This window comes from Streptomyces griseus (assembly GCF_900460065.1).
Taxonomy (GTDB): Bacteria; Actinomycetota; Actinomycetes; order Streptomycetales; family Streptomycetaceae; genus Streptomyces; species Streptomyces griseus.
Map to the genome: position 1 here is coordinate 19,108 of NZ_UAVD01000040.1, position 25,947 is coordinate 45,054.

Consider the following 25,947-nt stretch of genomic DNA (forward strand, 5'->3'; position numbering starts at 1 on the left):
GCCCTCCGGTTGACCCGGGCACCGATCCGCTGTCCCTACGCTGGGTTACGTGCAGCGCCTCTACGATTTCATCCGCAGACACCCGACGGGCGTCGACGTCTTCTGGGCCGTCTTCCTCCTCGGGCTCTCCGGCGTGTCGATGGTGTCGGGCATGTACGACGCCGGGCGCGAGGAGATCGTCGCGGTTCCGGTCGCGCTGGGGCTCTCCACCGTGGTGGCGCTGCGCCGCAGGGCCCCGGAGAAGATGCTGCTGCTCGCCATCCTGGTGGGCCTCGTGCAGTTGGTGTTCGACGTCAGGCCCGGCATCGGGGACTTCGCGATGCTGGTCATCACCTACACCGTCGCCACGATCGGGGAGCGCTGGGCGTCCCGGCTCGCCCTGGTCTGCAGCCTGAGCGCGGCGGCCCTGTCCCAGCTGCGGTGGGAGGCCGAGCCCGGGGGTTCCTGGGCCCAGGTGGTCTTCGTGACGATCATCATGACCGTGCCGTTCGTGCTGGCCTGGGTGCTCGGGGACTCGCTGCGGACCCGGCGGGCCTACTTCGACCAGCTGGAGGAGCGGGCCGCCCGGCTGGAGCGGGAACGGGAGGCGCAGTCCAAGGTCGCGGTCGCCGCCGAGCGGGCCCGGATCGCCCGCGAGCTGCACGACGTCGTCGCGCACAACGTGTCCGTGATGGTCGTCCAGGCCGACGGCGCCGCCTATGTCATGGACGCCGCCCCCGACCAGGCCAGGCAGGCCCTGGAGACCATCTCCAGCACCGGCCGCCAGGCGCTCGCGGAGATGCGGCGGCTGCTCGGTGTGCTGCGGACCGGTGACGCCCCGGAGAGCGGGGAGTACGTCCCCCAGCCCGATGTGGAGCAGATCGAGGACCTGGTCGCGCAGGTGCGGCAGACCGGACTGACGGTCGACTTCAAGGTGGAGGGCACGCCCCGCCCGCTGCCCAGCGGCGTGGAGCTGACCGCGTACCGGGTCGTCCAGGAGGCCCTGACCAACACCCGCAAGCACGGCGGGCCCGACGCCGGGGCCAGCGTCCGGCTGGTCTACTTCGACGACGGCCTCGGGCTGCTGATCGAGGACGACGGCCGGGGCGCGGCGCACGAGCTGTACGAGGACGGCGGCGCGGACGGCGCCGGGCACGGGATGATCGGGATGCGGGAGCGGGTCGGCATGGTCGGCGGCACCCTGGACGCGGGGCCCCGGCCCGGCGGGGGGTTCCGGATCAGCGCCCTGCTGCCGCTGAAGCCCCCGGGCTGACCCCGCCCCTCCTGCCCCCTCCGCCACGAGCACCACGCCCAGCACCACGACCCCGACGCCCGGGCGACCCCGGCGCCACGACGATCACGACGACCCCAGGACAGGACACGATCCCCATGACCACGGCCATCCGCGTGATGCTCGTCGACGACCAGGTGCTGCTGCGGACCGGTTTCCGGATGGTGCTCGCGGCCCAGCCCGACATGGAGGTCGTGGCCGAGGCCGGGGACGGGGCGGAGGCGATCGAGATCCTGCGGTCCACCGCCGTCGACGTGGTCCTGATGGACGTCCGCATGCCCCGGCTGGACGGCGTCGAGGCGACCCGTCGCATCTGCGCGCAGCAGGACCCGCCGAAGGTGCTCATCCTGACCACCTTCGACCTCGACGAGTACGCCTTCTCCGGGCTGAAGGCGGGGGCCAGCGGCTTCATGCTCAAGGACGTGCCGCCCGCCGAACTGCTCGCGGCGATCCGCTCGGTGCACAGCGGCGACGCGGTCGTCGCCCCGTCCACCACCCGCCGGCTGCTCGACCGCTTCTCGCCGATGCTGCCCAGCGGCGACAAGGAGCCGAAGAACAAGCACGTCGGCAAGCTCACCGAGCGGGAGCGGGAAGTCATGCTCCTGGTCGCCCAGGGCCTCTCCAACGGGGAGATCGCGGCCCGGCTGGTGCTCTCCGAGGCCACGGTCAAGACGCACGTCGGCCGGATCCTCACCAAGCTGAACCTCCGCGACCGGGTGCAGGTCGTCGTCCTCGCCTACGAGACCGGTCTGGTGCGGGCCGGCGGCGGCGCGGGCTGAACGACGCGGCGGCGGCCGGGGCGGCTCAGCGCAGGACGCCCTCCAGGAAGTCGCTGCCGAGCCGGGCGACGACCGTCAGGTCCAGTTGGTGCAGGACGTAGCGGCCCCGGCGGCGCGTCGTGACCAGGCCCGCCTTCTTGAGCACGGAGAGGTGGCGGGAGACCTCGGGGGAGGTGATCCCGTTGGAGTCGGCCAGCTCGCCGGTGGTGTACGGGGAGCGGGCCAGGTTGCGGCAGAGCCGCATCCGCATCGGGTGGGCCAGCGCCTCCAGGCGCAGCTGGAGCTGTTCCACGGAGGCGGGCGCCGGCAGGTCGGGCAGATGGACCGGGTAGTGGATCACCGGCCGCCAGCCCGGAGCGTGCAGCACCATCAGATGCGGCCAGCCGAAGCTGGTCGGGATGAGCGTCAGGCCCCGGCCGACACCCGGGTCCACGGCGGTGGTCCGGCCCTCGGACAGTTTGTCCACGTTGATCCGGCCCGCGTCCTCGTCCAGCGTCACGGCGGCCGACACCGCCCCGACCGCGTCGGCCAGCCCCTTGCGCCGCAGCAACTCCGTCTTGTGCCGGGCGTCGGCGACCAGCTGGACGGAGACCCGGCGCCAGGTGTCGGCGAAGAACGCCTGGTCGCAGTCCTCGAAGAGGCGCCGGATCCAGCCGCGCACGGAGGCGGGGTCGGCCAGCAGCCGCCGGGTGAAGTCCATCTGCTGCGGGCCGCGCGCCGCCGCCAGGTCCAGGGCGCGGCCCCGCATCCCCGCGTCGTCCAGGGGTGACGGCGAGCCGGCCCCGTAGTGGCCGGCGCAGGTGAACTCCAGGGCCGCGGCGACGAACCGCTCGTCGTCCAGCTTGTCCAGCAGGTCCAGGTCCTCGGCGAGCGTCGCCCCGGTCGTGCCGTCACCGCCCCGGATCCCGGAGAACGGCATGAACACGTCGGAGAAGGTGTTCCGCCAGAGGAACTCCGCCTCCAGGAGCCGGTCCGCGAGGTCGGGCTCCAGGGCCGTCGCGGTCGCGGTGGCCCAGCCGTGCAGCCCCGGATGGTGGCCGGGCTCGGAGAGCGCGTGCAGGGCGAGGCCCAGCTCGGCCAGCGGGGAGGTCGCGAAAACGACGCGGTCGGCGGGGAGCCCCGCGATGTCTATGTGCACGCTCACCTCTCCATAGTGGGGGTACGCGGATGGGCCGTCGCTTCATTTGACGGGGGTCGTCAATCCGCGCGCGATGCCGCCGTGACCAGCACAGGCTGGGCCGCGTGAACGCCACCCAGCAGCATCTTCTCGACCTCCACCGCGCGGCCCGGCTGTCGCGGCCCGCGCCTCCGCCGCCGGGGCGCCACGACCGCTCGGTCCTGCGCGACCTGTACCGGAGCCTCCGGCGGGACCGGCAGCCCGGCGAGGCCGGTCGGACCGGTACACCCGGTCCGTACGGCACACCCGGCACACTCGGCCCGTCCGGCGTTCGGGGCCGGAACCCGGGGCCGGAAACCGGCCTGTGAACCCGGGGAGGGCCGTTCCGGCGCGGCCCCGAGGCCGGGCAGTCCCGCCCCACCGCCCCGCCACGCGGTCGCCCCGCGCCGCCGCCGCTCCGGCTCATCCACCGTCCCCGTGGGACGATCCTCACCCGGATCTTCGCCGTCGGCGCCCGCCGGGTTCCGCCCGGCCCGCGAAGTTATCCACAGCCTGTGGGCAGTGGAAGTGCTTCCCCGAAACGCTGGCGTAGCATGCAGAGAAATCGTCCGGTACCCCCCGCGGACTGGAACGGAAGGCCGTCGCCGCGTGAACGCATCAGTTTCGAAGGAACCCCTCGACGCGAGGGACCGCCCCGCCCGCCTCACGGTCGGCGTCGTCGGCGCGGGCCGGGTCGGGCCCGCCCTCGCCGCGTCGCTCCGGCTCGCCGGGCACCGCCCGGTCGCCGTCTCCGGCGTCTCCGACGCCTCCCGCCGCCGCGCCGCGGCCCTGCTCCCCGACGTTCCCCTGGTCGAGCCCGCCGAGGTGCTGGCCCGGGCCGAGCTGGTGCTGCTGACCGTCCCCGACGACGTGCTGCCCACCCTGGTCGAGGGCCTCGCCGAGACCGGCGCCGTGCGGCCGGGCCAGCTGCTCGTCCACACCTCCGGGCGGTACGGGGCCGGGGTCCTGGACCCCGCGCTGCGGGCCGGGGCCCTGCCGCTCGCGCTGCACCCGGCGATGACGTTCACCGGCACCGGCGTCGACGTGCAGCGGCTCGCGGGCTGCTCCTTCGGCGTCACCGCCCCCGAGGAGCTGCGGCTCGCCGCCGAGGCCCTGGTCATCGAGATGGGCGGTGAGCCGGAGTGGATCGCCGAGGAGTCCCGCCCGCTCTACCACGCGGCCCTCGCCCTCGGCGCGAACCACCTGGTCACCCTGGTCGCCCAGTCGATGGAGCTGCTGGCCAAGGCCGGGGTCGCGGCCCCCGACCGGATGCTCGGCCCGCTGCTCGGCGCGGCCCTGGACAACGCCCTGCGCTCCGGCGACGCCGCGCTGACCGGCCCGGTCGCCCGGGGTGACGCCGGCACGGTCGCCGCGCACATCGGCGAGCTGCGCGCGCACGCCCCGCAGGCGGTCGCCGGATACATCGCGATGGCCCGCGCCACGGCCGACCGGGCGCTCGCCCACGGCCTGCTCAAGGCCGAGCTGGCCGAGGACCTCCTCGTCGCCCTGGCCGACCAGGAGCGCCGCCCGGGCGGCTCCGGAACGGGGGAGCCCCGATGACCCGCACGGCCCGGCCCGCCCTCCTGCGCACCGCCGCCGAGCTGGACGCGCTGTCCCGCCCCGCCGGGGCCGAGCGGGCCGTCGTCATGACGATGGGCGCGCTCCACCAGGGCCACGCCGCCCTGATCCGGGCCGCCCGCGCGGCGGCCGGCCCGGACGGACAGGTCGTGGCCACCGTCTTCGTGAACCCGCTCCAGTTCGGCGAGGCGGCCGACCTGGACCGCTATCCGCGCACCCTGGACGCCGACCTGGAGGTCGCCGCCGCCGCGGGGGCCGACGCGGTCTTCGCCCCCGGCGTGGACGAGGTCTACCCCGGCGGCGAGCCCCAGGTCCGGATCACCGCGGGCCCCATGGGCGAGCGACTCGAAGGCGCGGCCCGCCCCGGGCACTTCGACGGGATGCTCACCGTCGTCGCCAAGCTCCTCCACCTCACCCGCCCCGACGAGGCGTTCTACGGGCAGAAGGACGCCCAGCAGCTCGCCCTGATCCGCCGCATGGTCCGGGACCTGAATTTCGGCGTCCGGATCACCGGCGTCCCCACCGTCCGCGACGCGGACGGCCTGGCGCTCTCCAGCCGCAACCGCTTCCTCTCCCCGCCGGAGCGGCACACCGCGCTCGCCCTGCCCCGCGCCCTGTTCGCGGCCCGCGACCGGCTCGCCGCCCAGCAGGCCCTGCACGAGCGGGCCCGGGCCACCGCGCCCGGCGGCGACCGGGCCGCGGGACTCAACAGGCTGGGCGAGGCCCGCGCCGCCGCCGACGCCCAGGCCGTCGCGCTGGTCCGGCCGGGCGGGGCGCCCGCCGCCGTCCGGGCCGCCGCGCGGACGGTGCTGGAGGAGGCCGCCGCCCGGGACCGGGCGCCGCTCGCCCTCGACTACCTGGCCCTGGTGGACCCGGCGGACTTCACCGAGATCCCGGACGACCGCGAGAGCGGGGAGGCGATCCTCGCCGTCGCGGCCCGGGTCGGCGACACCCGCCTCATCGACAACATCCCCCTCACCTTCGGAGCCCTGACGTGACCGGAATACGGCTGACCGCCCCCGCCCCCGGCTGGGCCATCGACGCGGACGTCGTGGTGGTCGGCTCCGGCGTCGCCGGGCTGACCACCGCGCTGCGCTGCGCCGCCGCCGGTCTGGACACCGTCGTCGTCACGAAGGCCCGCCTGGACGACGGCTCGACCCGCTGGGCCCAGGGCGGCATCGCCGCGGCGCTCGGCGAGGGCGACACCCCCGAGCAGCACCTCGACGACACCCTCGTCGCGGGCGCGGGCCTCTGCGACGAGGCGGCCGTGCGCACCCTGGTCACCGAGGGCCCCGACGCCGTCCGCCGGCTGATCAGCACCGGCGCGCACTTCGACACCACCGACAGCGGGGACATCGCGCTGACCCGCGAGGGCGGCCACCACCGCCGCCGCATCGCCCACGCGGGCGGCGACGCGACCGGCGCGGAGATCTCCCGCGCCCTGGTCGGCGCGGTCCGCGAGGCCGCCCTGCACACCATCGAGAACGCGCTCGTCCTGGACCTGCTCACGGACGCCGAAGGCCGTACGGCGGGCGTCTCGCTGCACGTCATGGGCGAGGGCCAGCACGACGGCGTCGGCGCGGTCCGGGCCCCCTCGGTCGTCCTGGCCACCGGCGGCATGGGCCAGGTGTTCTCCGCCACCACCAACCCGCCCGTCTCCACCGGCGACGGGGTGGCGCTCGCGCTGCGGGCCGGGGCGGAGGTCTCCGACCTGGAGTTCGTCCAGTTCCATCCCACCGTGCTGTTCCTCGGCGCCGACTCCGAGGGCCAGCAGCCGCTGGTCTCCGAAGCCGTACGCGGCGAGGGCGCGCACCTCGTCGACGGCGACGGCGTCCGCTTCATGCTCGGCCAGCACGAGCTGGCCGAGCTGGCCCCCCGCGACATCGTCGCCAAGGCGATCACCCGCCGGATGCTCGACCGGGGCGCCGAGCACATGTACCTCGACGCCCGGCACTTCGGGGCGGCCATGTGGGAGCAGCGCTTCCCCACCATCCTGGCCGCCTGCCGTTCCCACGGCATCGACCCGGTGACCGAGCCGATCCCGGTCGCCCCGGCCGCGCACTACGCCTCCGGCGGCGTCCGCACCGACCTGCGGGGCCGCACCACCGTCCCCGGCCTGTACGCCTGCGGCGAGGTCGCCTGCACCGGGGTGCACGGGGCCAACCGCCTCGCGTCCAACTCCCTCCTGGAGGGCCTGGTCTTCGCCGAGCGCATCGCCGCCGACATCGCCGAGGCCCGCCCGTCCCGCACCGAACCGGCGAACGGCCCCGGGGCGTGGGACGCCCCCGTCCCGCTGCCGGCCCCCGAGACCCGTGCGGCGATCCAGCGCGCCATGACCCGGGGCGCCGGAGTCCTGCGCTCCGCCGACAGCCTGGCCGCCGCCGCCGAGGAGCTGGAGGCCCTGCACCGCGACGCCGCCGCCGACGCGGAGGGAGCGAGCGGCGCCAAGGCGGTCGTCCCCGGGGTCGACGCCTGGGAGGTCGCCAACCTGCTCCTGGTGTCCCGCGTCCTGGTCGCCGCCGCCCGGGACCGCGAGGAGACCCGCGGCTGCCACTGGCGCGAGGACCGGCCCGACCGCGACGACGCCCACGGCCGCCGCCACCTGGTCGTCCGTATCGCACCGGACCGCACCCCGGTCGTCCACCGTACGGAGACCGCCGCGTTCCCACCCGTACGCCCGTCGGATTGAGCAGACTGGCCGGGAAGCAGCCGCACGCGGACCGCCCTGTGGGGGCCGCACCGCCGGACACCACAGGGCGGCACCGGCAGCACACGAGAAACACCCGCCCTACCCGCACCACCCGCCACGCCCCGAGGAGCCGTCACCGTGAGCACGCCCGAAGAGAATCCGCGCCCCACACCCGTGGACGTACCGCTGATCAGCGTCGGCGCGCCCGCGTCCTCCGCACCGGCGGGAGGCGGCTGCGGCGACGGCTGCGGCTGCGGCGGTGACGAGGGATTCGACCCCGAAGACCTGGAGTGCGGCCTGGACCCCGCGCTCGCCCTGCTGCTGGCCCGGGCGGGACTCGACCCCGTCCAGGTCGAGGACGTCGCCCATGTGGCGATCGAGGAGGACCTCGACGGCGGGGTGGACGTCACGACCGTGGCGACCGTCCCCGAGGACGCCGTGACCACCGGGGACTTCACCGCCCGCGAGGCGGGCGTGGTGGCCGGGCTCCGGGTCGCCGAGGCGGTCCTGTCGATCGTCTGCACCGAGGAGTTCGAGGTCGAGCGGCACGTCGAGGACGGCGACCGGGTCGCCCCCGGCGAGAAGCTGCTGACCGTCACCACCCGCACCCGCGACCTGCTGACCGGCGAGCGCAGCGCGCTGAACCTGCTCTGCCGCCTCTCGGGCATCGCGACCGCCACCCGTGCCTGGGCGGACGTGCTGGAGGGCTCCAAGGCCCAGGTCCGCGACACCCGCAAGACGACCGCGGGCCTGCGCGCGCTGGAGAAGTACGCGGTGCGCTGCGGCGGCGGCGTCAACCACCGGATGTCGCTCTCCGACGCGGCGCTGGTCAAGGACAACCACGTGATCGCCGCGGGCGGCGTGGCCGAGGCCTTCAAGCGGGTCCGCGCCGAGTTCCCCGAGCTGCCCATCGAGGTCGAGGTCGACACGATGGAGCAGGTCCGCGAGGTGCTGGACGCGGGCGTCGACCTGATCCTGCTGGACAACTTCACCCCGGCCGAGACCGCCGAGGCCGTCGCCCTCGTCGCCGGCCGGGCGATCCTGGAGTCCTCGGGCCGGCTGACCCTCGACTCGGCCCGCGCCTACGCCGACGCCGGCGTCGACTACCTCGCGGTCGGGGCGCTCACCCACTCCTCGCCGATCCTCGACATCGGCCTGGACTTCCGCGACGCCGCCGCCACCGACGGGGCCGACGCCTGATGCTGCTCACCATCGACGTCGGCAACACGCACACGGTCCTCGGCCTGTTCGACGGCGAGGAGATCGTCGAGCACTGGCGGATCTCCACGGACGCCCGCCGCACCGCCGACGAGCTGGCCGTCCTGCTCCAGGGGCTGATGGGCATGCACCCGCTGCTCGGCATGGAGCTGGGCGACGGCATCGAGGGCATCGCGATCTGCGCCACCGTCCCCTCGGTCCTGCACGAACTGCGCGAGGTCACCCGCCGCTACTACGGCGACGTCCCCGCCGTCCTGGTGGAGCCCGGGGTCAAGACGGGCGTGCCGATCCTCATGGACAACCCCAAGGAGGTCGGCGCGGACCGCATCATCAACGCGGTCGCCGCCGTCGAGCTGTACGGGGGTCCGGCGATCGTCGTCGACTTCGGCACCGCCACCACCTTCGACGCGGTCTCCCCGCGCGGCGAGTACACCGGCGGGGTGATCGCCCCCGGCATCGAGATCTCGGTCGAGGCACTCGGCGTCAAGGGCGCCCAGCTCCGCAAGATCGAGCTGGCCCGGCCGCGCAGCGTCATCGGCAAGAACACCGTCGAGGCCATGCAGTCCGGCATCGTCTACGGCTTCGCGGGCCAGGTCGACGGGGTGGTGGCCCGGATGAAGAAGGAGCTGGCCGCCGACCCGGACGACGTCACCGTCATCGCGACGGGCGGCCTTGCTCCGATGGTGTTGGGGGAGTCCTCGGTCATCGACGAGCACGAGCCGTGGCTGACGCTCATCGGGCTGCGCCTGGTCTACGAGCGGAACGTCTCCCGCGCGTAGGCGGCGCCCCGCCGCGACCGGGCGGCACCTGCGGCGACGGCCGGGGGCGCGGCCCGGTACGCCGTCGGGGTGCGCCGCGCCACCGACGACCAGTTAAACGGATTTTGTCCATTTAGCACGTATTGTCGCGTCATGCCCACGCCCTACGGTTCACGAGGCGGCATGGCGTTCAGCGCGGACGAGCTGCGGGTGCTCCGACGTGCCCTCGCCATCGCCCTCCACCCCATGCCCCTGTCCGACGAGGACGTCCAGGACTGCCTGCGGCTCGCCGGCTCCGTGGACGAGGCGGTAGGCGAGGCGGGTCGGCTGCGAGCGTTCCTCCTCGCCGACCTCGCCCGCTACCGCGACGCCCTTCCCGGCTCCGCCGCCGGCTACCTGGAGTTGCTCCAGGACGCCCTGGCGGCCGGCTACGACCCCCGCCCGGACGATCTGGCCGCCCTGCGGGCCCTGCGCGGCGGGCGGCTCGCCGCGGCCCTCCTGGAGCGCTGCCAGGTGCTCGCCGAGCGCTCGGTGCGGGCCAGGCTGGCCGGGCGCTCCGCGGGGCTCACCGCCCCCGGGCCCCGCAGCCGGCTGCTCGCCCTGCCCGGCGGTCGCGCCGCCGACCGGGAACCGGACCGGCCCGGGGCCCCCGCCGCCCCGGACCGGCCGCGCAAGCCCGGCGACCGTCCGATGCCCAAGCCCTCCGAGGTCTTCCCGCCGCGCCGCCGTCCCGCGCCCCCGCCGTCCGAGGAGCGGGCGGCCGGCTGACCTCCGTACGGCGTCCGACGCGGCGGACTCCCACCGGGAGGTCGCCGCGTCGGGCCGTTCCGGGCTCGCTACCCTGGACGGCATGGACTACGTATCCGCGCTCGTGCCCCCCGTGGTGATGGCCGTCTTCTTCATCGCCCTGATCGTGATCATCGTCAAGAGCCAGGGCGGTCCGAACAAGACCAAGGAGGACGCCGTGGTGGACGCGGCGCTCGCCCGCGCGGAAACGGTGAAGCAGACCGCTCGTCCGGAGAATGTCTGATCGCGCGAGCGGTCCGCCCGCCCCACGATCCCCCCGAAGCGCGTCCCGGAGCGCACGGCTCGTCGGAGCCGTGCGCTCTTTCGCTGCGTAAATACGAGAACATTCGGGACATCTGGCACTAAGGTGATCCCGTGCCCCGCCCATTGGGAGACCTCGAAGACGCCGTGATGACACGCGTCTGGCAATGGAACCGACCGGTCACCGTGCGGGAAGTCCTTGAGGACCTTCAGCAGGATCGGTCCATCGCCTACACGACCGTGATGACGGTAATGGACAATCTCCATCAGAAGGGCTGGGTCCGCAGGGAAGTCGACGGCCGGGCCTATCGATATACGGCCGTCTCCACCCGGGCCGCCTACTCGGCCGCACTGATGAACGAAGCGTGGTCGCGCAGTGACAACCCCGCCGCCGCGCTTGTCGCGTTCTTCGGCATGATGTCCGCCGAACAGCGCGAGGCGCTCCAGGACGCTGTTCGCATGGTTTCCCCCAACCTCACCGAAACCCCCGGCAACCCCGCGGAACCGACCGCCGGCGCCACCAGAGATGAGGCCCCGGCCGATGACGTGCCGCCGGAGAGCGGGAGATAGCGTCGGGGCATGTCCTCAGAGCAGCCGCAAAACGATCCGGATACCGAACTCCATACCGACCCGTCGGTAAATAAGCCCGCCATCACTGTCCGCCGGGCGAGGACGAGTGATGTCGCGTCCGTACGACGACTCCTCGACGGCTACGTGTCCGGGGGCATCCTGCTCGACAAAGCGACCGTCACCCTTTACGAGGACATCCAGGAGTTCTGGGTCGCGGAACGCGACGAGGACGCCGCGGTCATCGGCTGCGGCGCACTTCATGTCATGTGGGAAGACCTGGCGGAAGTGCGAACCCTCGCCGTCGACCCCCGGATCAGGGGTGCGGGAGTCGGGCATCACGTACTGGACAAGCTCTTGCAGACCGCGCGATGGCTCGGTGTCCGCAGGGTTTTCTGTCTCACCTTCGAAGTGGACTTCTTCGCGAAGCACGGCTTCGTCGAGATCGGGGAGACGCCTGTTGACACCGATGTCTACAGTGAGCTCCTGCGTTCGTACGACGAGGGTGTCGCAGAGTTCCTCGGTCTCGAACGAGTGAAGCCGAACACCTTGGGCAACAGCCGGATGCTTCTGCACCTGTGATCTGCAGAAGGACCTGCAACCCTATGTCCGAATCGCGCACGTTTCCCGTCTTCTCGGGCTGCTGAACCTCTGCAGGGGGTTTGTGTTTTCGAGGGAAAAGCGGTTTCCTTTCCGCGTACTCCATTTTCGATGAAAGGAAATCCCGTGGCACAGAAGGTTCAGGTCCTTCTTGTCGATGACCTCGACGGCGTCGAGGCCGATGAGACCGTCACGTTCGCCCTTGACGGCAAGACGTACGAGATCGACCTCACCACGGCCAACGCGGACAAGCTTCGCGGCCTTCTCGAGCCCTACACCAAGGGTGGACGTCGCACCGGTGGCCGCGCCGCCACGGGCCGTGGCAAGGGCCGCGCCGTGGCCGGGGGTAACAAGGACACCGCGGAAATCCGCCGGTGGGCCCGGGAGAACGGCCACAATGTGAATGACCGCGGCCGCGTTCCCGCCGAGATCCGCGAGGCTTACGAGAAGGCCAACGGCTGATCCGTTCCACCCCTTGTCCGCGCCCCGGAACGGGGGCGTGACAGTCGGACCCGATGGCATTCGGTTGCCGCGGCGTCCACCAGGCGTACGAGATCGGGGGCATCCCCACCGCTGCTCCCGAGGCCCGAGAGGGCCGGCAGCACGCTCTCGGGCGCACGCCTCGGCTCTGGGGGCCGCAACCAGACAGCGGCCCCCGGCGAGTCCCCCGGGGCGCCGGGGAGAGGCGGGGCCGTGACACGGCCCCCCGCGCCCACGGCGGTCAGGTCCAGCGCGACCGGGCCCCACTCCAGCCAGTCGAGCAGCCCCGGCAGCTCATCGGCCCCGCCCGCGGCGACCAGCAGCCCCATCCGCGTACCGGACAGCAGCACGGGGCCGGTGCGCACCCCGCGCCGCAGCACGGCGCGGCCGGCCTCGGCCGGCAGCTCCAGCACATCGAAGACCGCCCCCGTGAGCAGTCGCAGCGGAGCCCGCCCCGCGGTGGTCCAGCCCAGCTCCCTCGCGTACCGCTGAGCGAGTGCGGCATCGGCCGAACCCGGCACGGCGTCGGGGGACGATCGGGGCGGGGGGACGGTGGGAGACATGTCCGGTGAACCGCCCGACCCCCGCCGGGGTTACGGAGGGTTCCCGGGGTGTCACGTTCAGTCCCGGCCGTGGGGGCGCGCGAGAGCGTTCGGCAGCGCAAGGTTGTTCGCCCGTAGCGGAGGGAACCGGGGCGCGCCGCATGGACTGTCGGTGATTGCGGGTAAGACTTTCCTAGTGGGAAGGGGCGACACGCCGGCCGAGACGTCTCACGTTCGCCATCGGCGTACTGGCGAAAGGGGTATCTGCCTGGCCTGCGGGAACATCGTCTCGCACCATCGGGTTGGAGCAGTTGTCAGCTGTTCGGCAGTAAGAATCCCCGCCCGGCGCGGGGTGATCCGGACGGATGTCGGCAGTTGGAATGAGCTGTCCCGTCCTGCGGGACTAGCATGCGGAAGGACTGGGAGGGGACCGACCCCTCACTGACCGACCGCTCTGAGGAGCGATTAACGATGTTCGAGAGGTTCACCGACCGCGCGCGGCGGGTTGTCGTCCTGGCTCAGGAAGAAGCCCGGATGCTCAACCACAACTACATCGGCACCGAGCACATTCTCCTGGGCCTGATCCATGAGGGTGAGGGTGTCGCCGCTAAGGCCCTGGAGAGCCTCGGGATTTCGCTCGAGGCGGTCCGCCAGCAGGTGGAGGAGATCATCGGGCAGGGCCAGCAGGCTCCGTCCGGGCACATCCCCTTCACCCCGCGAGCCAAGAAGGTCCTGGAGCTGTCGCTCCGCGAGGCCCTTCAGCTGGGCCACAACTACATCGGCACCGAGCACATCCTGCTCGGCCTGATCCGCGAGGGCGAGGGCGTCGCCGCCCAGGTCCTCGTGAAGCTGGGCGCCGACCTGAACCGGGTCCGGCAGCAGGTCATCCAGCTGCTTTCCGGGTACTCGGGCGGCAAGGAGGCGGCCACCGCAGGCGGTCCCGCCGAGGGCACGCCCTCCACGTCCCTGGTGCTCGACCAGTTCGGCCGGAATCTCACCCAGGCCGCTCGTGAGTCCAAGCTCGACCCGGTCATCGGGCGCGAGAAGGAGATCGAGCGGGTCATGCAGGTGCTGTCCCGCCGGACCAAGAACAACCCGGTCCTCATCGGCGAGCCCGGCGTCGGCAAGACGGCGGTCGTCGAGGGCCTGGCCCAGGCGATCGTCAAGGGCGAGGTGCCCGAGACCCTCAAGGACAAGCACCTCTACACCCTGGACCTCGGCGCCCTGGTCGCCGGCTCCCGGTACCGGGGTGACTTCGAGGAGCGCCTGAAGAAGGTCCTCAAGGAGATCCGCACCCGCGGCGACATCATCCTGTTCATCGACGAGCTCCACACGCTCGTCGGCGCGGGTGCCGCGGAAGGCGCCATCGACGCGGCCTCGATCCTGAAGCCCATGCTGGCGCGCGGTGAGCTCCAGACCATCGGTGCCACCACGCTCGACGAGTACCGCAAGCACCTGGAGAAGGACGCCGCTCTCGAGCGCCGCTTCCAGCCCATCCAGGTCGCGGAGCCGTCGCTGCCGCACACCATCGAGATCCTCAAGGGGCTGCGCGACCGCTACGAGGCCCACCACCGGGTCTCCATCACGGACGAGGCCCTCGTCCAGGCCGCGACGCTGGCGGACCGGTACATCTCGGACCGCTTCCTGCCGGACAAGGCGATCGACCTGATCGACGAAGCCGGATCCCGCATGCGCATCCGCCGGATGACCGCGCCGCCGGACCTCCGCGAGTTCGACGAGAAGATCGCGGGCGTCCGCCGCGACAAGGAGTCGGCCATCGACTCCCAGGACTTCGAGAAGGCGGCTTCCCTCCGCGACAAGGAGAAGCAGCTGCTGGCGGCGAAGGCCAAGCGGGAGAAGGAGTGGAAGGCCGGCGACATGGACGTCGTCGCCGAGGTCGACGGCGAGCTCATCGCCGAAGTCCTGGCCACGGCCACCGGAATCCCGGTCTTCAAGCTGACGGAGGAGGAGTCCTCCCGTCTGCTGCGCATGGAGGACGAACTCCACAAGCGCGTCATCGGGCAGAAGGACGCCATCAAGGCCCTTTCGCAGGCGATCCGCCGTACGCGGGCCGGCCTGAAGGACCCGAAGCGCCCCGGCGGCTCGTTCATCTTCGCCGGCCCCTCCGGTGTCGGTAAGACCGAGCTCTCCAAGACGCTCGCCGAATTCCTCTTCGGCGACGAGGACGCCCTGATCTCCCTCGACATGTCGGAGTTCAGCGAGAAGCACACGGTTTCCCGTCTCTTCGGTTCGCCCCCCGGCTACGTGGGCTACGAGGAGGGCGGGCAGCTCACCGAGAAGGTGCGCCGCAAGCCGTTCTCCGTCGTCCTCTTCGACGAGGTCGAGAAGGCCCACCCCGATATCTTCAATTCCCTGCTCCAGATTCTGGAGGACGGTCGCCTGACCGACTCCCAGGGTCGGGTCGTGGACTTCAAGAACACGGTCATCATCATGACGACCAACCTCGGGACCCGGGACATCTCGAAGGGCTTCAACCTGGGATTCGCCGCCCAGGGCGACGTCAAGACGAACTACGAGCGGATGAAGACCAAGGTCAACGAGGAGCTCAAGCAGCACTTCCGGCCGGAATTCCTCAACCGTGTCGACGACACGGTCGTCTTCCACCAGCTGACCGAGGAAGACATCATCCAGATCGTCGACCTCATGCTCGCCAAGGTCGACGAGCGTCTCAAGGACCGCGACATGGGCATCGAGCTCAGTGGCGAGGCCAAGACGCTGCTCGCGAAGAAGGGCTACGACCCCGTGATGGGCGCCCGGCCGCTGCGCCGGACGATCCAGCGGCAGATCGAGGACGTCCTCTCCGAGAAGATCCTCTTCGGTGAGCTGCGTCCCGGTCACATCGTGGTCGTGGGCACCGAGGGCGAGGGTGACGACAAGACGTTCACCTTCCGCGGCGAGGAGAAGTCGGCTCTGCCCGACGTCCCGCCGATCGAGCAGGCGGCGGGCGGCGCCGGCCCGAACCTCACCAAGGACGCGTGACGCGCACGCAGGGCGCGACCTGAGGGGCTGCCCCGGAACCGGTATCCGTACCGGTCCGGGGCAGCCCCTTTTCCTTCTCGGTGGCGAGGCGCGGTCAGGAGGTCCCGGCCCCGGGGCCCGGGTCAGTAGGTGAGGACCCTGAGCCGGTCGCCCAGCTGCTCCCAGCCGAGGAGCAGCGGGGTGTGGCCCCTGCGGACGGTCACCCGGAGATCGGGCGACGCGAGCAGGGGCGTCAGATCGAGCTCGGGGTCAGCGCGGCGCGCGGTCAGGGTGAGATGGGTGAGCCCGGGGAAGATCCGACCGGGCAGCGCCAGGTGCGCGCTGGTCTGCGGGGCCGTGATGGTCAGCTCCCTGAGCGAGGGCACCGGCCGGTCGTCGGAGACCAGCCCCTTCCAGGAGGTGGAGCCGAGCCTGAGCCGCGTGATGCGGCCGTGCCGCCGCACCGCGTCCACCGCGTCGTCGAGCGAGATCGCCCGGGAGACCTGGAGGTCCCGGAGGGACTCCCAGGCGGCGAGACCGTCCAGGGCCACCGGGCGGTCGCTGCTCACCTTCAGGTGCCGCACCCCGGGATGGACGGGGATCCGGCTCACCTGGCCCGACGCGAGGCGGCTGATCTCCAGATAGTTCAGCGCCGGAACACCGGTGACCGGCGCCAGGAAATCGGCGGGCCGGCTCATCACGTCCACGCTCAGCGCGAGGAGCGAGGGCAGTGCGGCCAGGGGCGCGAGGCTCCGCACCGCGGGGCAGGTGTCCAGCCCCAGCTGCTGGAGCGTGTCCGCCTGCGCGGCGAGCGCGGAGAGGTCGGTGATGTGCGGGTTCATATGGAGGTAGAGAACCTCCAGCCGGAGTTCCGCGAGCGCCGCGCGGAGCTCGTCCTGCGGCAGTTCGCCGGAGACGATGAGGTGTCTCAGGGTCGGAAGGCGGCGCAGGGCGCCCAGTTGGCCGCGCTGGGCCAGTACGAAGTGCGCGGTCAGGTCGTAGTGGGCCAGCACACCGGCGGCGAACTCCTCCGGTGGGAAGGCGGACCAGTTCGTCGCGAGGCGGCTGATCACGGACGGATGCGCCGCCGACCACTCCCGGGCGTGCGGGATGGCCGCGCTGCCGCCGATCCTGCCGAGCAACTGCACCACGTGCCGGGCGTGCGGGCCGTCCGCCTCCAGGCTGCCGGGCGCGGGCAGGAAGGCCAGCGCCGATTCGCCGAGCCGGGCGAGCGCGTGCACCTGGTCGTCGTCGGCGGGCGGGAACAGCGCCTGCACGGTGTCCCGGACCCTCTCCCGTACCGGCCCGTCCAGCCAGGCCGCGTGCTGCGCGCACAGGGCGGCGAGGACGTGCAGGGTGGTGCGCTGGGCGGAACCCTTCGCGTGCGCCTCGCCCACATCCATCAACCCGCCGACCAGCACCGCGAGTTCGCGCCGGCCGCAGTGGCCGGCCGCCAGCAGGACCACGTCCTGCCAGGGTTCCTCGTCCGCGTGCCGCAGCAGCTCGTGGAGGTGGTCGTCCTCGATCAGCTCCTTCGCGGCCAGGTAGTCCTGGAAGGTGCGGTGGATGAACTGGTAGGTGTCCTCGGCGCGTTCCTGGAGCAGTCCGCTGCGGTTGAGCAGGTGGGTGAGGATCCTCTCGGGCGGCCCCTGGGTCCTGACCCGTTCCATCCCCGCCAGCGCACGGCCGAGTTGGCGCAGGGCCTGGTCGCGGGTGAACTCCGACTGGCCCTCCCGGACGAGCCACACCGCGATGCGCTGGAGCAGCTGTGTGTGCTCCTCCACGTCCAGCTCGACGCCCTCGGGGTCGCCGATCCGCCGGCGGTGGTCGCGGTTGCCCAGCAGCATCTCCAGGGCCGAGCGGTACAGCCGCCAGCGGGTCTCCGGGAGGAAGCCGTCGCGGCGGCGGTGCAGGGCGCAGATCACCGCGCAGAGCAGCGGCGTACGGGCCAGGTCACGGAGCGTGGGGTTCTGCTCGAACTGGCGGGAGAGGTCGCGCTCCAGTCCGTCCAGCCGTTCGGCGTCGTCCTCCTCCGACAGCCGGGCCGCCCGGTGCCAGGAGGAGACGAACGCCTGGATGTCCTCGTTCCGCATCGGCAGCAGGCGTAACTCCGCGAAGCCTTCCGAGCGCAGCCAGTCCTGCTCGACGGCGAGCGGCCGCACGGTCGTGACGCACCGGGTCTCGGGGAAGCGGGTCAGGAGCTGCGACAGCCAGTCGTGCGCCTGTTCGCGGTCCTCCGGCGGCACCTCGTCGAGGCCATCCACCAGCAGGAGCGCCCGGCCGGACTCCAGGACGCGGCCCGCCCACCCCCGGGGGGCCGCGTCGACCACCAGGCCCGCCGCGCCGGTCAGCTCCGCGGGGCCGGGAAACGTGCCGCCGCGGGCCCGCAGGGTGCGCAGCGGCACCACGAAGGGGACCAGCCCGTTCAGTGGGGCCAAATCCTCGTCCAGGGTGCGGGCCGAGGCGTGGGCAGCCAGCCACCACAGCAGCGTCGTCTTGCCCGCGCCCGCCTCGCCGCGCAGCAGGACGCGGGGGCGGTCGGTCAGCAGGGTGTCGATGCGCTGGGGGAGGGGCTGGCCCGGGGCGGCCCGGTCCTCGGCCTGCGCCTCCAGGCCGAGGTAGGCGGTGTCCAGGTCCCACTCGGAGTCGTGCCGGCTCAGCTCGTCGAGGCCGAAGATCTTCGTACGGCGGTAGGCGACGCCCAGGGCCTGCGCGTACTCCGCCTCGTACCGCAGGTCCCGGGGGAAGTTGCCGTGGACGCGCTCCTCCCGCAGCAGGGCGCCGGTCCTGCGGTAGGCCCGGACGAAGCGCTCCGCCGCGAGGACCGGGCCGAGCGGTACGCACTCGACGCGGCGGCCTCCGCGCTCCCGGGGAATCCGGCGGGCGAGGCCCAGGAGGATGTCCCCGGCGAAGACCGGACCGCCGGAGAGTCCGGACAGGGGCGGGGGCTCGTCGTCCGGGCGGGCGGCGGGCGGGCTGTCCAGGTCGCAGACCAGCAGGTCGCGCACCCGGCCGGCCATGGGCAGGACGGTCACCGTGTACTGGTCCACCTCCAGGCTCTTGCGGCGGACGCCGCCGTAGCGCTGCACGCGCGGGAAGCCGGTGATCTCGCAGCCGGGGATCGCCTCGCGGGTGTCCAGCACGCCGAGCCGCGCCGGGGGGACCGGCCGCACCGTCTCGGTGGCCTCCAGCAGGGCCACGTCCAGCCGGTAGTCGATCCAGGTGACGGTGGCCCTGATCCGGTCCGGGAGCGCGGGGTGGGCGATGAGGACGGAGCCGGACTTGACCACATGGGCGCAGGTCAGGACCTGCCGGTCGGTGAGCAGGACCCCGCTGCCCTGGAGATCGCCGGAGACGACCACCGTGCGGTCGGCGAGGTGGGCGACGGCGGGGTGCGGCCCGCTCACGGCCTCGCCGCCCCGTCACCGAACCCCGCGGTGGACCCGTCGTCCTCCGTCCCGATCTCCCAGGCCTCGCCCGTTGCGGCGTTGCGCGGGGTCAGGGTGAAGGCCACCTTGTGCGTGCGGCCCGTGCTGTGCGCGGCGTCCGCGCCCGCCTCGACCACCCACGCCCTCACCTTGCCGCCCGCCCTGGCCTCCCGGCGCAGTTCGAGGGTGAACTCCATCTGGATGTCGCCGACCGCGAAGGACACCGGGTGGTCCGTGGCCCGGGTCGCCGCTTCGATGAGCTGGTCGCGGATGGACGCGACGGCGTCGGCGAGCTCGACGCCGTCCAGTGCGTGGGTGTTCTCGGCCGTCATGGGTCCCCCCGGGTCCGGTTCGCTTTCCCGTCAGCGTAGTGAAGTAGCGGGTCGAAGGTCCTGAAACGGACGGACCGAGGTCCCACCGGCGGTGACAAGGCGCACAGGCCGAAACAGGGGTACTACCCGGGCTAGGAGAAGGTGCCGCGGCCCGCCGCGGGACCTTCGGCCCGGCGTCGGGAGGCCGTGGCGCGATCCTGGGCGATACGGCCGTTTCGCGGTGCCATGTCCGGAAAGGGCGCTGCGGAACAGGCGCTAAACGTGTTCGGCGCGAGGGATTTCGTCGCCCGGGAGGATCCCTCACAGGGGGACAACTTCGGTCAATTCCCCCTGCCCTCTCTACGGCTTTTCTTCGTAGATGGGGTGTTTGAGCACTGGCGGGGGTGCGGGTTACCAAGGTGGAGCAAGCCCGGACAGCACGCCGGGTCCACTCACCTTCGGAGGACTTCCTCGTATGAAGCGCGCAACGAACCAGCACACCATCCGCCCGTCCGCCTTCCGCGTCCGTGGCGCCGTCCTGGCCGCCGGCCTGGGAGCGTCCGTGGTGCTGGGTGCCGGATCGGCGTTCGCGTCCAGCGGCGGTGAAGCCGCTGCCGCGCCCCTGGCCGCGGGAACGACCGCCAACTCCGTCGCCGCCCAGGCGACCGCGCAGGGCAAGGCCGCCGACGCCGCCAAGAAGGCGACGGCGAAGAAGGCCTCCGACGCGAAGAAGAAGGCCGAGGACAAGAAGAAGGCCGCGAAGAAGAACGCCGCCTCCTGGAAGACCCCGGTCAAGAAGTACACGCTGACCGCCAGCTACGGCACCGGCGGCGCCCGCTGGGCCGCCAAGCACTCCGGCCAGGACTTCGCCGTGCCGATCGGCACCACGGTCACGGCCGTCCACAAGGGCACCGTCGTGAAGGCCGGCCCGAACGGCGCCGGCGACGGCCCCGCGTACGGCAACGCCGTCGTGATCAAGCACTCCAACGGCAAGTACTCGCAGTACGCGCACCTGTCCAAGGTCAACGTGAAGATCGGCCAGACCGTGAAGACGGGCGAGAAGATCGCCCTGTCCGGCAACACCGGTAACTCCAGCGGCCCGCACCTGCACTTCGAGATCCGCACCACCCCGAACTACGGCTCGGCGCTGAACCCGGCCGCGTTCCTCCGCTCGGTGCACGTCTCCATCTGATCCGGCCGGCGTAACCGCCCACCCGCCGGGCCCCGGCGGGCGAGCAGCACAACCGAAAAGAGTCAGTGGACCCGTTACACCCCGGTACCCGGGGCGTGCGCCCGGGTCACCCGTCCGACGGCGACGTCGAGGACAGCCTCACGGCTCACTCCTCGGGGTCGCCGTCGGCGTTCCACCGCACCGTTTCCCCGTGCGGGGGGCCGAGTCCGGCCGCCCTCCGCGCGTGCGGCTCAGTCCGACGGCTGCCGCTGGTCCGCCATCCGCAGCACCGGGAAGCTCCCGGTGACCGTCGGCGCGTGCTCCGGCAGCCACAGCACCGCGATCGCCCCGCCCGTACCCTGTGCCGCGCCCGAGGGAGCGGCGTTGCGGAAGGTCAGCCGGGCCCCCAGCACCCTCGCCTGGCCCGCCGCGATGGTCAGGCCGAGACCGTGCCCGTGCCCGGCCCGGTCCATGCTTCCGGTACGGAACCGGCTCGGCCCGTCCCGCAGCAGCTCCTCCGGGAAGCCCGGACCGTGGTCGCGGACCCGCACCACCCGGCCCTCGACCGTGACCTCCACCGGGGTCGAGCCGTGCTTGGCCGCGTTCCCCAGCAGATTGCCGAGGATGCGCTCCAGCCGGCGCGGATCGGTGGAGACCCAGGACTCGTGCACCACCCGCACGGTCACCTCCGGGTTCAGCAGCCCGATCCGGCGGCTGACGAACTCGCCGAGCGGCAGCTCCTGGAGCTCGGCCCGTTCCGAGGCGCTGTCCAGGCGGGCTACCTCCAGCACGTCCTCGACCAGCGTCCGCATGGCCTGTGCCCGGTCCCGTACCAGCTCGGTGGGGCGGCCCGGCGGCAGCAGCTCGGCGGCCGTGAGCAGCCCGGTCACCGGGGTGCGCAGCTCGTGGGCGATGTCCGCGGTGACCCGGCGCTCCGCCTCGATCCGCTCGTTCAACGCGTCGGTCAGGGCGTCGACGGCCCGCGCCAGCTCGTCGGTCTCGTCGCGGACGACCCCGCCGACGGCCTCCCTGACCCGTACGTCCGTCTGCCCCTGGGCGACCCGGCCCGCCGCTGCCGCCGCCTTGCGCAGCCGGCGCGAGAGCTGCCCGCCGATGAGGACCCCGAGCGCGCAGCCGCCGAAGACCACCGAGACCGAGCCGATGATCAGGGCCCGGTCCAGGTCGTCCATGATCGTGGCGGAGCGGTCCGCGAACCGGGAGTGCAGCGAGAGCACGTCCCCGCCCGCCAGCGGCACCGCCGCCCACACCTCGGGCACCCCGTCGGAGCCCTGCTCGACGTGGGTGGCCCGGCGGTTCTTGCGGACCTCGTCGCGCAGGCTCGGCGGGATCGTCGGGTCGTTGAGCTTCGCCCCGAACTTCGGCCCGCCCTTCTGCATGCTCGTCGCCTCGTAGAAGCGCTGGGCGCCCAGCAGCCGCTCCAACTGCACCTCGCGGGCGTTCTCGATCATCGAGACGCGGGCCGCGTTGTGCACCACGAGGCTCAGCGCCACCGCGACGAGCGCGCCGACCGCCGCGATGGCGATGCTGATCTTCCAGCGGACTCCGGTCCGCAGGGCCAGCCGCTTCATGCGCGCCCCACCGGCCGCTCGCGCTCCACCGGTCGCTCACACCCCACCGGCCGCTCCGTCCTCCCGGGCCGCTCCGCTCCCACCGGCCGCTTCATCCTCGGGGGCCGCCTCATCCGCGCAGCTTGTAGCCGAAGCCGCGGACCGTGTCGATCCGGTCCTGGCCGATCTTGGTACGCAACCGCTGGACGTGGACGTCCACGACCCGGGTGTCGCCGCCCCAGCCGTAGTCCCAGACCCGCTCCAGGAGCCTGTCGCGGGACAGGACGGTGCCGGGCGCGGACGAGAACTCCAGCAGCAGCCGCATCTCGGTGGGCGTCAGCGCCACCTGCTCACCGGCGCGGCGCACCTCCATCCCGTCCGTGTCGACCTCCAGATCACCGAAGACCAGCACCCCGCCGAACGTCTCGGCGTCCCCCTCCGCACCGCCCTGACCCAGCCCGTCCGGCCCGGCCGCGTGGCCGAAGCGGCGCAGCACCGCCCGGATGCGGGCGACCAGGACCGCCCCGTCGAAGGGCTTGGTGACGTAGTCGTCCGCCCCGGCCTCCAGGCCCAGCACCACGTCGATCGAGTCGGCCCGCGCGGAGAGCATGATCACCGGGACGGTCGACTCGTCGCGGATACGGCGGCACAGGCTCACCCCGTCGAGGCCCGGCACCATCACGTCGAGCAGGGCGATGTCCGGTCGGTCGGCGCGGAACGCCTCCAGACCGGAGAGCCCGTCGGGCATCGCGGTGACCGTGAAGCCGACCCGCTCCAGGGCGAGCTGGGTGGCCTCGCGGATGACGTCGTCGTCCTCGACGAAGAGGACGTGGGTCTCGGCCATGGGGCTGCTTCTCGCTTTCCGTTCCCGCCCGGTTCCACCGGCACGGCTCCGTGCCTGCCCGGTATCAATTCCTGCCCTGATCCACCGGAGCCTCCGACGGAACCGGCTCCATCGGCTCCACCGGCTCCGACTGCACCGGCAGGTCGCCGTCCGTGCCCTCGACGGCACGGCTGAAGTCGTTGTGCACCCGGTCGTGCTCGGTGAAGCGGTCGCTCGCCCAACGGTAGGTGACCACCTCCGAGCCGGACGGGTAGGCCAGCGGGTCCTTCGACCCGTAGACCTGGGTCGTCACCACCAGGTCGCCCCGGTCGATCGTTCCGTAGACGGCGGGGACCTCGGCCGTGAAGACGTTCTCGTACGAGCCGTCGTCGTCGGCCCGGTACACATACGTTCCGACGCCCACCGAGTCGGCGCAGCTCATCACGTTGACCACCACGTCTGCGGTCCGGCCCCCCGTCATCGACCCGTAGGAGGTGTCGATCGGGTAGGCCTTGCCCGCGCAGGGCTTGAGTCCGTCCCGGACCTGCTCGCCCACCTTGGGGTCGCCCTTGAGCAGCCGCACGGCGTCGACCCGCCGGACGGGCGGGGTCGTGCCGGAGGGGCTGGCCTGGGGGGTGATCTGGGCGACCGGCTGACTGCCGGCGGGGCCCTCGTCCCGGGTGCCGGTGCCGCCCGTGGAGCAGCCGACGCCGAACAGCCCGAAGGCGACGAGTCCGGCCAAGGCCGTGCCACTCGCCGCCATACCGCTCCGGAACCCCCGGCTCCGGCCCGATCTCCCCGGATCGTCGCCGTCGTCCGAGCCCCCGGAACCGCCCAGGGAGGAACCGCTCAGGGGAGAACCCCTCAAGGGGGAACCGCCCAGGGAGGAACCGCTCGACGCGGAGCCACTCCTGGAAACGCTGCCCGGGGAATCGTCCCCGAAGCCGCCCCCGCCGCCGCTGCTGCCTCTCAGGCCGCGCACCGCTCCATCCCCCGCTCGTCGTGACGCCCGTTGCGGTGCGCCGTCGTGTGTGCCCTCGCCCCCGGCACCGTCTTCACGGGCGACCGCTGGGCGGGTACACGGGCGGAGGAGACCGGCGCCGCGCGCCGGTGGCCCCCGGTCTCCCGGGCGACCTCCTCGCGGCTGACCAGATCGCGGCTCTCCAGCTCCTGGCGCAGTCGTGCCAGGGCCCGGTGCAGCGTGCTCTTGACCGTACCGGCCGACATGCCGAGCGCCGCGGCCGTCTCCTCCGTGCTCATCTGCTCCCAGTGTCGCAGCACGACGACGCTGCGCTGCTTGGGAGCCAGAATGCCCAGGACGTCCATCAGCAGGGCGCGGTCGGCGCGCTGCTCGCTGCCGTCGTCGACGCTCGCGTCGGGCAGCTGCTCGGTCGGGACCTCTTCGAGCTTGCGCGCCCGCCACCACTCCGTACGGGTGTTGATCATGACGCGGCGCAGGTAGGCGTCGGCCAGGGACTTGTCGGCGATGCCGTCCCAGCGGCCGTAGGTGCGCACCAGGGCGGTCTGGAGCAGGTCCTGGGCGTCGACGGGGTCGGGGACCAGACGGCGTGCGCTGCGCAGCAGCGCCTCCTGCCGTGTGCGTACGTAGTCCTCGAACGCGAGCACCTCGCCCTGCGCCATGACAACCGCCTCCGTCCCCGAACATCCCCGTGTCGGCACCGGGCCGCGGATGTTGCGCGGTCCGGCCGTCCTGTTGTCGGAGACGCTACGGAGGCGTTGTCACGGCGATGTGCGGAGCAGCCGTAGGCCGTTGCACGGCTGCCCATCGGTTGTGTAACAGCGCAGGAGGACGGCACCCCGCGGCCAGGGGACCCGGGCCTGCGGCCCCGGAGTCCCGGCCCCGGAGTCCCGGCCCCGGAGTCCGGGACCGGGGGTCAGGTCAGCGGCAGCCGGTACCGGCCGTCGGCCAGCGGCTCGACCAGCCCGTCGGCCACCAGCCCGTCCAGCGCACGGGCCCGCTGCACCGGCTCCTCCCACACCGCGTCCAGCGCGGCCTGGGCCACGGGGCCCACCGAGTCCCGCAACACCGCCAGCAGTCGGCCGCGGACCTGGCGGTCGGTGCCGGCGTACGTCTGGCCCTTGCGCGGCGGACCCTGGTGCGCGGGCTTCCCGGCCAGCCGCCAGGCGCACCGCGAGGCGATCGGGCACCGGTCGCAGTCCTCGTTGCGCGCGGTGCACACGAGGGCGCCCAGCTCCATCGTGGCCGCCGCCCACTTCGCCGCCCGCTCGTCCTCCTCGGGCAGCAGCGCCCGCGCGAGCTTGCGCTCGGCGGCCGTGGTCGCGTTCGGCGGGTACTGGACCCCGGACGCGGCGCGGGCGAACACCCGGCGGACGTTCGTGTCGAGCACCGCGTGCCGCTGTCCGTACGCGAACGAGGCCACGGCCGCCGCCGTGTACTCGCCGATCCCGGGCAGCGCCAGCAGCTGGGCGTGCTCGCTCGGCACGTCGCCGCCGTGCCGTTCCGTTATCGCCTGCGCGGCCCCGTGCAGGCGCAGCGCACGGCGCGGGTAGCCGAGCCGGCCCCAGGCCCGGACGGCCTCTCCGGGCGCCTCGGCGGCCAGGTCGGCGGGGCGGGGCCAGCGGGCGATCCACTGTTCGTACACCGGGAGGACCCGGCTCACCGGGGTCTGCTGCAGCATGAACTCGCTGACCATCACGGACCAGGCGCCCGCTTCGGGGCGGCGCCAGGGCAGATCGCGGGCATGCTGCTCGAACCACCCGATGACGGGGGCGTGGAGGGAGGCGGCGGGGGGCGTCTGTGTCGAAGTCATGGCAGTCATCGCACGGACGATCCTGGCACGGAAGAGGGAGCGGCGGTCACGGGGACGGGAGTGTCGGCCCACGCGGCGGCCCAGGGGGTGACAACGCCACCCGTTCTGTCCCCTGTGACCGGATCCCCGTGATGATGATCGGCAAAACTTGCCGCCGGAGCGGCGGGTGGGGCCTGAGTCGGCCCGGATCT

23 protein-coding genes are annotated in these 25,947 nt (G+C 72.8%); 14 read left to right on the top strand and 9 right to left on the bottom strand.

Features of this window, described 5'->3' with window-relative positions:
• Positions 1–49: 49 nt before the first annotated feature.
• A complete protein-coding gene (locus tag DTB53_RS29650) occupies positions 50–1,252 on the top strand; it encodes a sensor histidine kinase (RefSeq protein WP_012380361.1) in 1,203 nt (400 codons plus the stop codon).
• A gap of 116 nt (positions 1,253–1,368) precedes the next feature.
• Positions 1,369–2,049: a response regulator transcription factor gene (locus tag DTB53_RS29655; RefSeq protein WP_003968283.1), complete on the top strand. Its 681-nt coding sequence runs from the start codon at positions 1,369–1,371 to the stop codon at positions 2,047–2,049.
• Between the two features lie 25 nt (positions 2,050–2,074).
• Here DTB53_RS29655 and DTB53_RS29660 read toward each other — a convergent pair whose 3' ends face one another.
• Positions 2,075–3,187, bottom strand: coding sequence for a DUF5937 family protein (locus DTB53_RS29660; RefSeq protein ID WP_003968284.1), 1,113 nt, complete (start codon positions 3,185–3,187; stop codon positions 2,075–2,077).
• Between the two features lie 627 nt (positions 3,188–3,814).
• On the opposite strand from DTB53_RS29660, the gene DTB53_RS29670 reads away from it, so the two are divergent.
• The 10 genes from DTB53_RS29670 (at position 3,815) to DTB53_RS29715 (ending at position 12,124) form a co-directional block, all read left to right on the top strand.
• Entirely contained in the window at positions 3,815–4,765 is a 951-nt protein-coding gene (locus tag DTB53_RS29670) for a Rossmann-like and DUF2520 domain-containing protein (protein ID WP_003968285.1), read from the top strand.
• Positions 4,762–5,781: a pantoate--beta-alanine ligase gene (panC, locus tag DTB53_RS29675; RefSeq protein ID WP_012380363.1), complete on the top strand. Its 1,020-nt coding sequence runs from the start codon at positions 4,762–4,764 to the stop codon at positions 5,779–5,781. The genes DTB53_RS29670 and panC overlap by 4 nt, the downstream gene beginning before the upstream one ends.
• Positions 5,778–7,472 carry an L-aspartate oxidase gene (locus DTB53_RS29680; RefSeq protein ID WP_012380364.1) on the top strand — a complete coding sequence of 565 codons (1,695 nt, stop codon included), beginning with the start codon at positions 5,778–5,780 and terminating at the stop codon, positions 7,470–7,472. The genes panC and DTB53_RS29680 overlap by 4 nt, the downstream gene beginning before the upstream one ends.
• A 138-nt stretch (positions 7,473–7,610) precedes the next feature.
• Positions 7,611–8,672: a carboxylating nicotinate-nucleotide diphosphorylase gene (gene nadC / locus DTB53_RS29685; RefSeq protein WP_003968289.1), complete on the top strand. Its 1,062-nt coding sequence runs from the start codon at positions 7,611–7,613 to the stop codon at positions 8,670–8,672.
• Positions 8,672–9,469 carry a type III pantothenate kinase gene (locus DTB53_RS29690; RefSeq protein ID WP_003968292.1) on the top strand — a complete coding sequence of 266 codons (798 nt, stop codon included), beginning with the start codon at positions 8,672–8,674 and terminating at the stop codon, positions 9,467–9,469. The genes nadC and DTB53_RS29690 overlap by 1 nt, the downstream gene beginning before the upstream one ends.
• A 162-nt stretch (positions 9,470–9,631) precedes the next feature.
• Complete coding sequence (locus DTB53_RS29695; RefSeq protein WP_003968293.1) at positions 9,632–10,216, top strand: hypothetical protein; 585 nt, start codon at positions 9,632–9,634, stop codon at positions 10,214–10,216.
• 82 nt (positions 10,217–10,298) lie between these two features.
• Positions 10,299–10,478 (top strand): hypothetical protein, encoded by a 180-nt coding sequence (locus DTB53_RS29700; protein WP_003968294.1) that lies wholly within the window; start codon positions 10,299–10,301, stop codon positions 10,476–10,478.
• Positions 10,479–10,609: 131 nt separating this feature from the next.
• A complete protein-coding gene (locus DTB53_RS29705) occupies positions 10,610–11,065 on the top strand; it encodes a BlaI/MecI/CopY family transcriptional regulator (protein ID WP_075025213.1) in 456 nt (151 codons plus the stop codon).
• Between the two features lie 9 nt (positions 11,066–11,074).
• Positions 11,075–11,644 carry an amino-acid N-acetyltransferase gene (locus DTB53_RS29710; protein WP_003968296.1) on the top strand — a complete coding sequence of 190 codons (570 nt, stop codon included), beginning with the start codon at positions 11,075–11,077 and terminating at the stop codon, positions 11,642–11,644.
• 144 nt (positions 11,645–11,788) lie between these two features.
• Positions 11,789–12,124: a histone-like nucleoid-structuring protein Lsr2 gene (locus DTB53_RS29715; protein ID WP_003968298.1), complete on the top strand. Its 336-nt coding sequence runs from the start codon at positions 11,789–11,791 to the stop codon at positions 12,122–12,124.
• Here DTB53_RS29715 and DTB53_RS29720 read toward each other — a convergent pair.
• Positions 12,103–12,705: an SCO3374 family protein gene (locus tag DTB53_RS29720; protein ID WP_012380368.1), complete on the bottom strand. Its 603-nt coding sequence runs from the start codon at positions 12,703–12,705 to the stop codon at positions 12,103–12,105. The two genes, DTB53_RS29715 and DTB53_RS29720, sit on opposite strands and share 22 nt — an antisense overlap.
• A 450-nt stretch (positions 12,706–13,155) precedes the next feature.
• Here DTB53_RS29720 and DTB53_RS29730 point away from each other — a divergent pair, with 450 nt between their 5' ends.
• Positions 13,156–15,684, top strand: a complete 2,529-nt coding sequence (locus DTB53_RS29730; RefSeq protein ID WP_012380369.1) for an ATP-dependent Clp protease ATP-binding subunit — start codon at positions 13,156–13,158, stop codon at positions 15,682–15,684.
• 122 nt (positions 15,685–15,806) lie between these two features.
• Here DTB53_RS29730 and DTB53_RS29735 read toward each other — a convergent pair whose 3' ends face one another.
• Together DTB53_RS29735 and DTB53_RS29740 are read right to left on the bottom strand one after the other, a co-directional pair.
• A complete protein-coding gene (locus DTB53_RS29735; protein WP_012380370.1) occupies positions 15,807–19,070 on the bottom strand; it encodes a serine protease in 3,264 nt (1,087 codons plus the stop codon).
• Positions 19,067–19,423: a trypco2 family protein gene (locus DTB53_RS29740; RefSeq protein WP_012380371.1), complete on the bottom strand. Its 357-nt coding sequence runs from the start codon at positions 19,421–19,423 to the stop codon at positions 19,067–19,069. The genes DTB53_RS29735 and DTB53_RS29740 overlap by 4 nt, the downstream gene beginning before the upstream one ends.
• A 454-nt stretch (positions 19,424–19,877) precedes the next feature.
• Here DTB53_RS29740 and DTB53_RS29745 point away from each other — a divergent pair, with 454 nt between their 5' ends.
• Positions 19,878–20,594, top strand: a complete 717-nt coding sequence (locus DTB53_RS29745; RefSeq protein ID WP_003968304.1) for a M23 family metallopeptidase — start codon at positions 19,878–19,880, stop codon at positions 20,592–20,594.
• 230 nt (positions 20,595–20,824) lie between these two features.
• Here DTB53_RS29745 and cseC read toward each other — a convergent pair whose 3' ends face one another.
• The 5 genes from cseC to DTB53_RS29770 form a co-directional block, all read right to left on the bottom strand.
• Entirely contained in the window at positions 20,825–22,162 is a 1,338-nt protein-coding gene (gene cseC, locus DTB53_RS29750) for a two-component system sensor histidine kinase CseC (protein WP_003968305.1), read from the bottom strand.
• Positions 22,163–22,271: 109 nt separating this feature from the next.
• Positions 22,272–22,985, bottom strand: a complete 714-nt coding sequence (gene cseB / locus DTB53_RS29755; protein WP_003968306.1) for a two-component system response regulator CseB — start codon at positions 22,983–22,985, stop codon at positions 22,272–22,274.
• 64 nt (positions 22,986–23,049) lie between these two features.
• On the bottom strand, positions 23,050–23,727 hold the full coding sequence (locus DTB53_RS29760; RefSeq protein WP_003968307.1) for a hypothetical protein: 678 nt from the start codon (positions 23,725–23,727) through the stop codon (positions 23,050–23,052).
• Positions 23,728–23,933: 206 nt separating this feature from the next.
• Positions 23,934–24,605 (bottom strand): SigE family RNA polymerase sigma factor, encoded by a 672-nt coding sequence (locus DTB53_RS29765; RefSeq protein ID WP_012380373.1) that lies wholly within the window; start codon positions 24,603–24,605, stop codon positions 23,934–23,936.
• A 254-nt stretch (positions 24,606–24,859) separates the two neighbouring features.
• On the bottom strand, positions 24,860–25,765 hold the full coding sequence (locus DTB53_RS29770; RefSeq protein ID WP_003968309.1) for an iron-sulfur binding domain-containing protein: 906 nt from the start codon (positions 25,763–25,765) through the stop codon (positions 24,860–24,862).
• Between the last annotated feature and the right edge of the window lie 182 nt (positions 25,766–25,947).

What these genes read in the sequence shown, in the direction of transcription:
- DTB53_RS29655 (WP_003968283.1), top strand. Translation starts at nt 1,369, where the DNA reads ATGACCACGGCCATCCGCGTGATGCTCGTCGACGACCAGGTGCTGCTG.
- panC (WP_012380363.1), top strand. Translation starts at nt 4,762, where the DNA reads ATGACCCGCACGGCCCGGCCCGCCCTCCTGCGCACCGCCGCCGAGCTG.
- DTB53_RS29690 (WP_003968292.1), top strand. Translation starts at nt 8,672, where the DNA reads ATGCTGCTCACCATCGACGTCGGCAACACGCACACGGTCCTCGGCCTG.
- DTB53_RS29695 (WP_003968293.1), top strand. Translation starts at nt 9,632, where the DNA reads ATGGCGTTCAGCGCGGACGAGCTGCGGGTGCTCCGACGTGCCCTCGCC.
- DTB53_RS29700 (WP_003968294.1), top strand. Translation starts at nt 10,299, where the DNA reads ATGGACTACGTATCCGCGCTCGTGCCCCCCGTGGTGATGGCCGTCTTC.
- DTB53_RS29710 (WP_003968296.1), top strand. Translation starts at nt 11,075, where the DNA reads ATGTCCTCAGAGCAGCCGCAAAACGATCCGGATACCGAACTCCATACC.
- DTB53_RS29720 (WP_012380368.1), bottom strand. Translation starts at nt 12,705, where the DNA reads ATGTCTCCCACCGTCCCCCCGCCCCGATCGTCCCCCGACGCCGTGCCG.
- DTB53_RS29730 (WP_012380369.1), top strand. Translation starts at nt 13,156, where the DNA reads ATGTTCGAGAGGTTCACCGACCGCGCGCGGCGGGTTGTCGTCCTGGCT.
- DTB53_RS29740 (WP_012380371.1), bottom strand. Translation starts at nt 19,423, where the DNA reads ATGACGGCCGAGAACACCCACGCACTGGACGGCGTCGAGCTCGCCGAC.
- DTB53_RS29745 (WP_003968304.1), top strand. Translation starts at nt 19,878, where the DNA reads ATGAAGCGCGCAACGAACCAGCACACCATCCGCCCGTCCGCCTTCCGC.
- cseC (WP_003968305.1), bottom strand. Translation starts at nt 22,162, where the DNA reads ATGAAGCGGCTGGCCCTGCGGACCGGAGTCCGCTGGAAGATCAGCATC.
- cseB (WP_003968306.1), bottom strand. Translation starts at nt 22,985, where the DNA reads ATGGCCGAGACCCACGTCCTCTTCGTCGAGGACGACGACGTCATCCGC.
- DTB53_RS29760 (WP_003968307.1), bottom strand. Translation starts at nt 23,727, where the DNA reads ATGGCGGCGAGTGGCACGGCCTTGGCCGGACTCGTCGCCTTCGGGCTG.
- DTB53_RS29765 (WP_012380373.1), bottom strand. Translation starts at nt 24,605, where the DNA reads ATGGCGCAGGGCGAGGTGCTCGCGTTCGAGGACTACGTACGCACACGG.
- DTB53_RS29770 (WP_003968309.1), bottom strand. Translation starts at nt 25,765, where the DNA reads ATGACTGCCATGACTTCGACACAGACGCCCCCCGCCGCCTCCCTCCAC.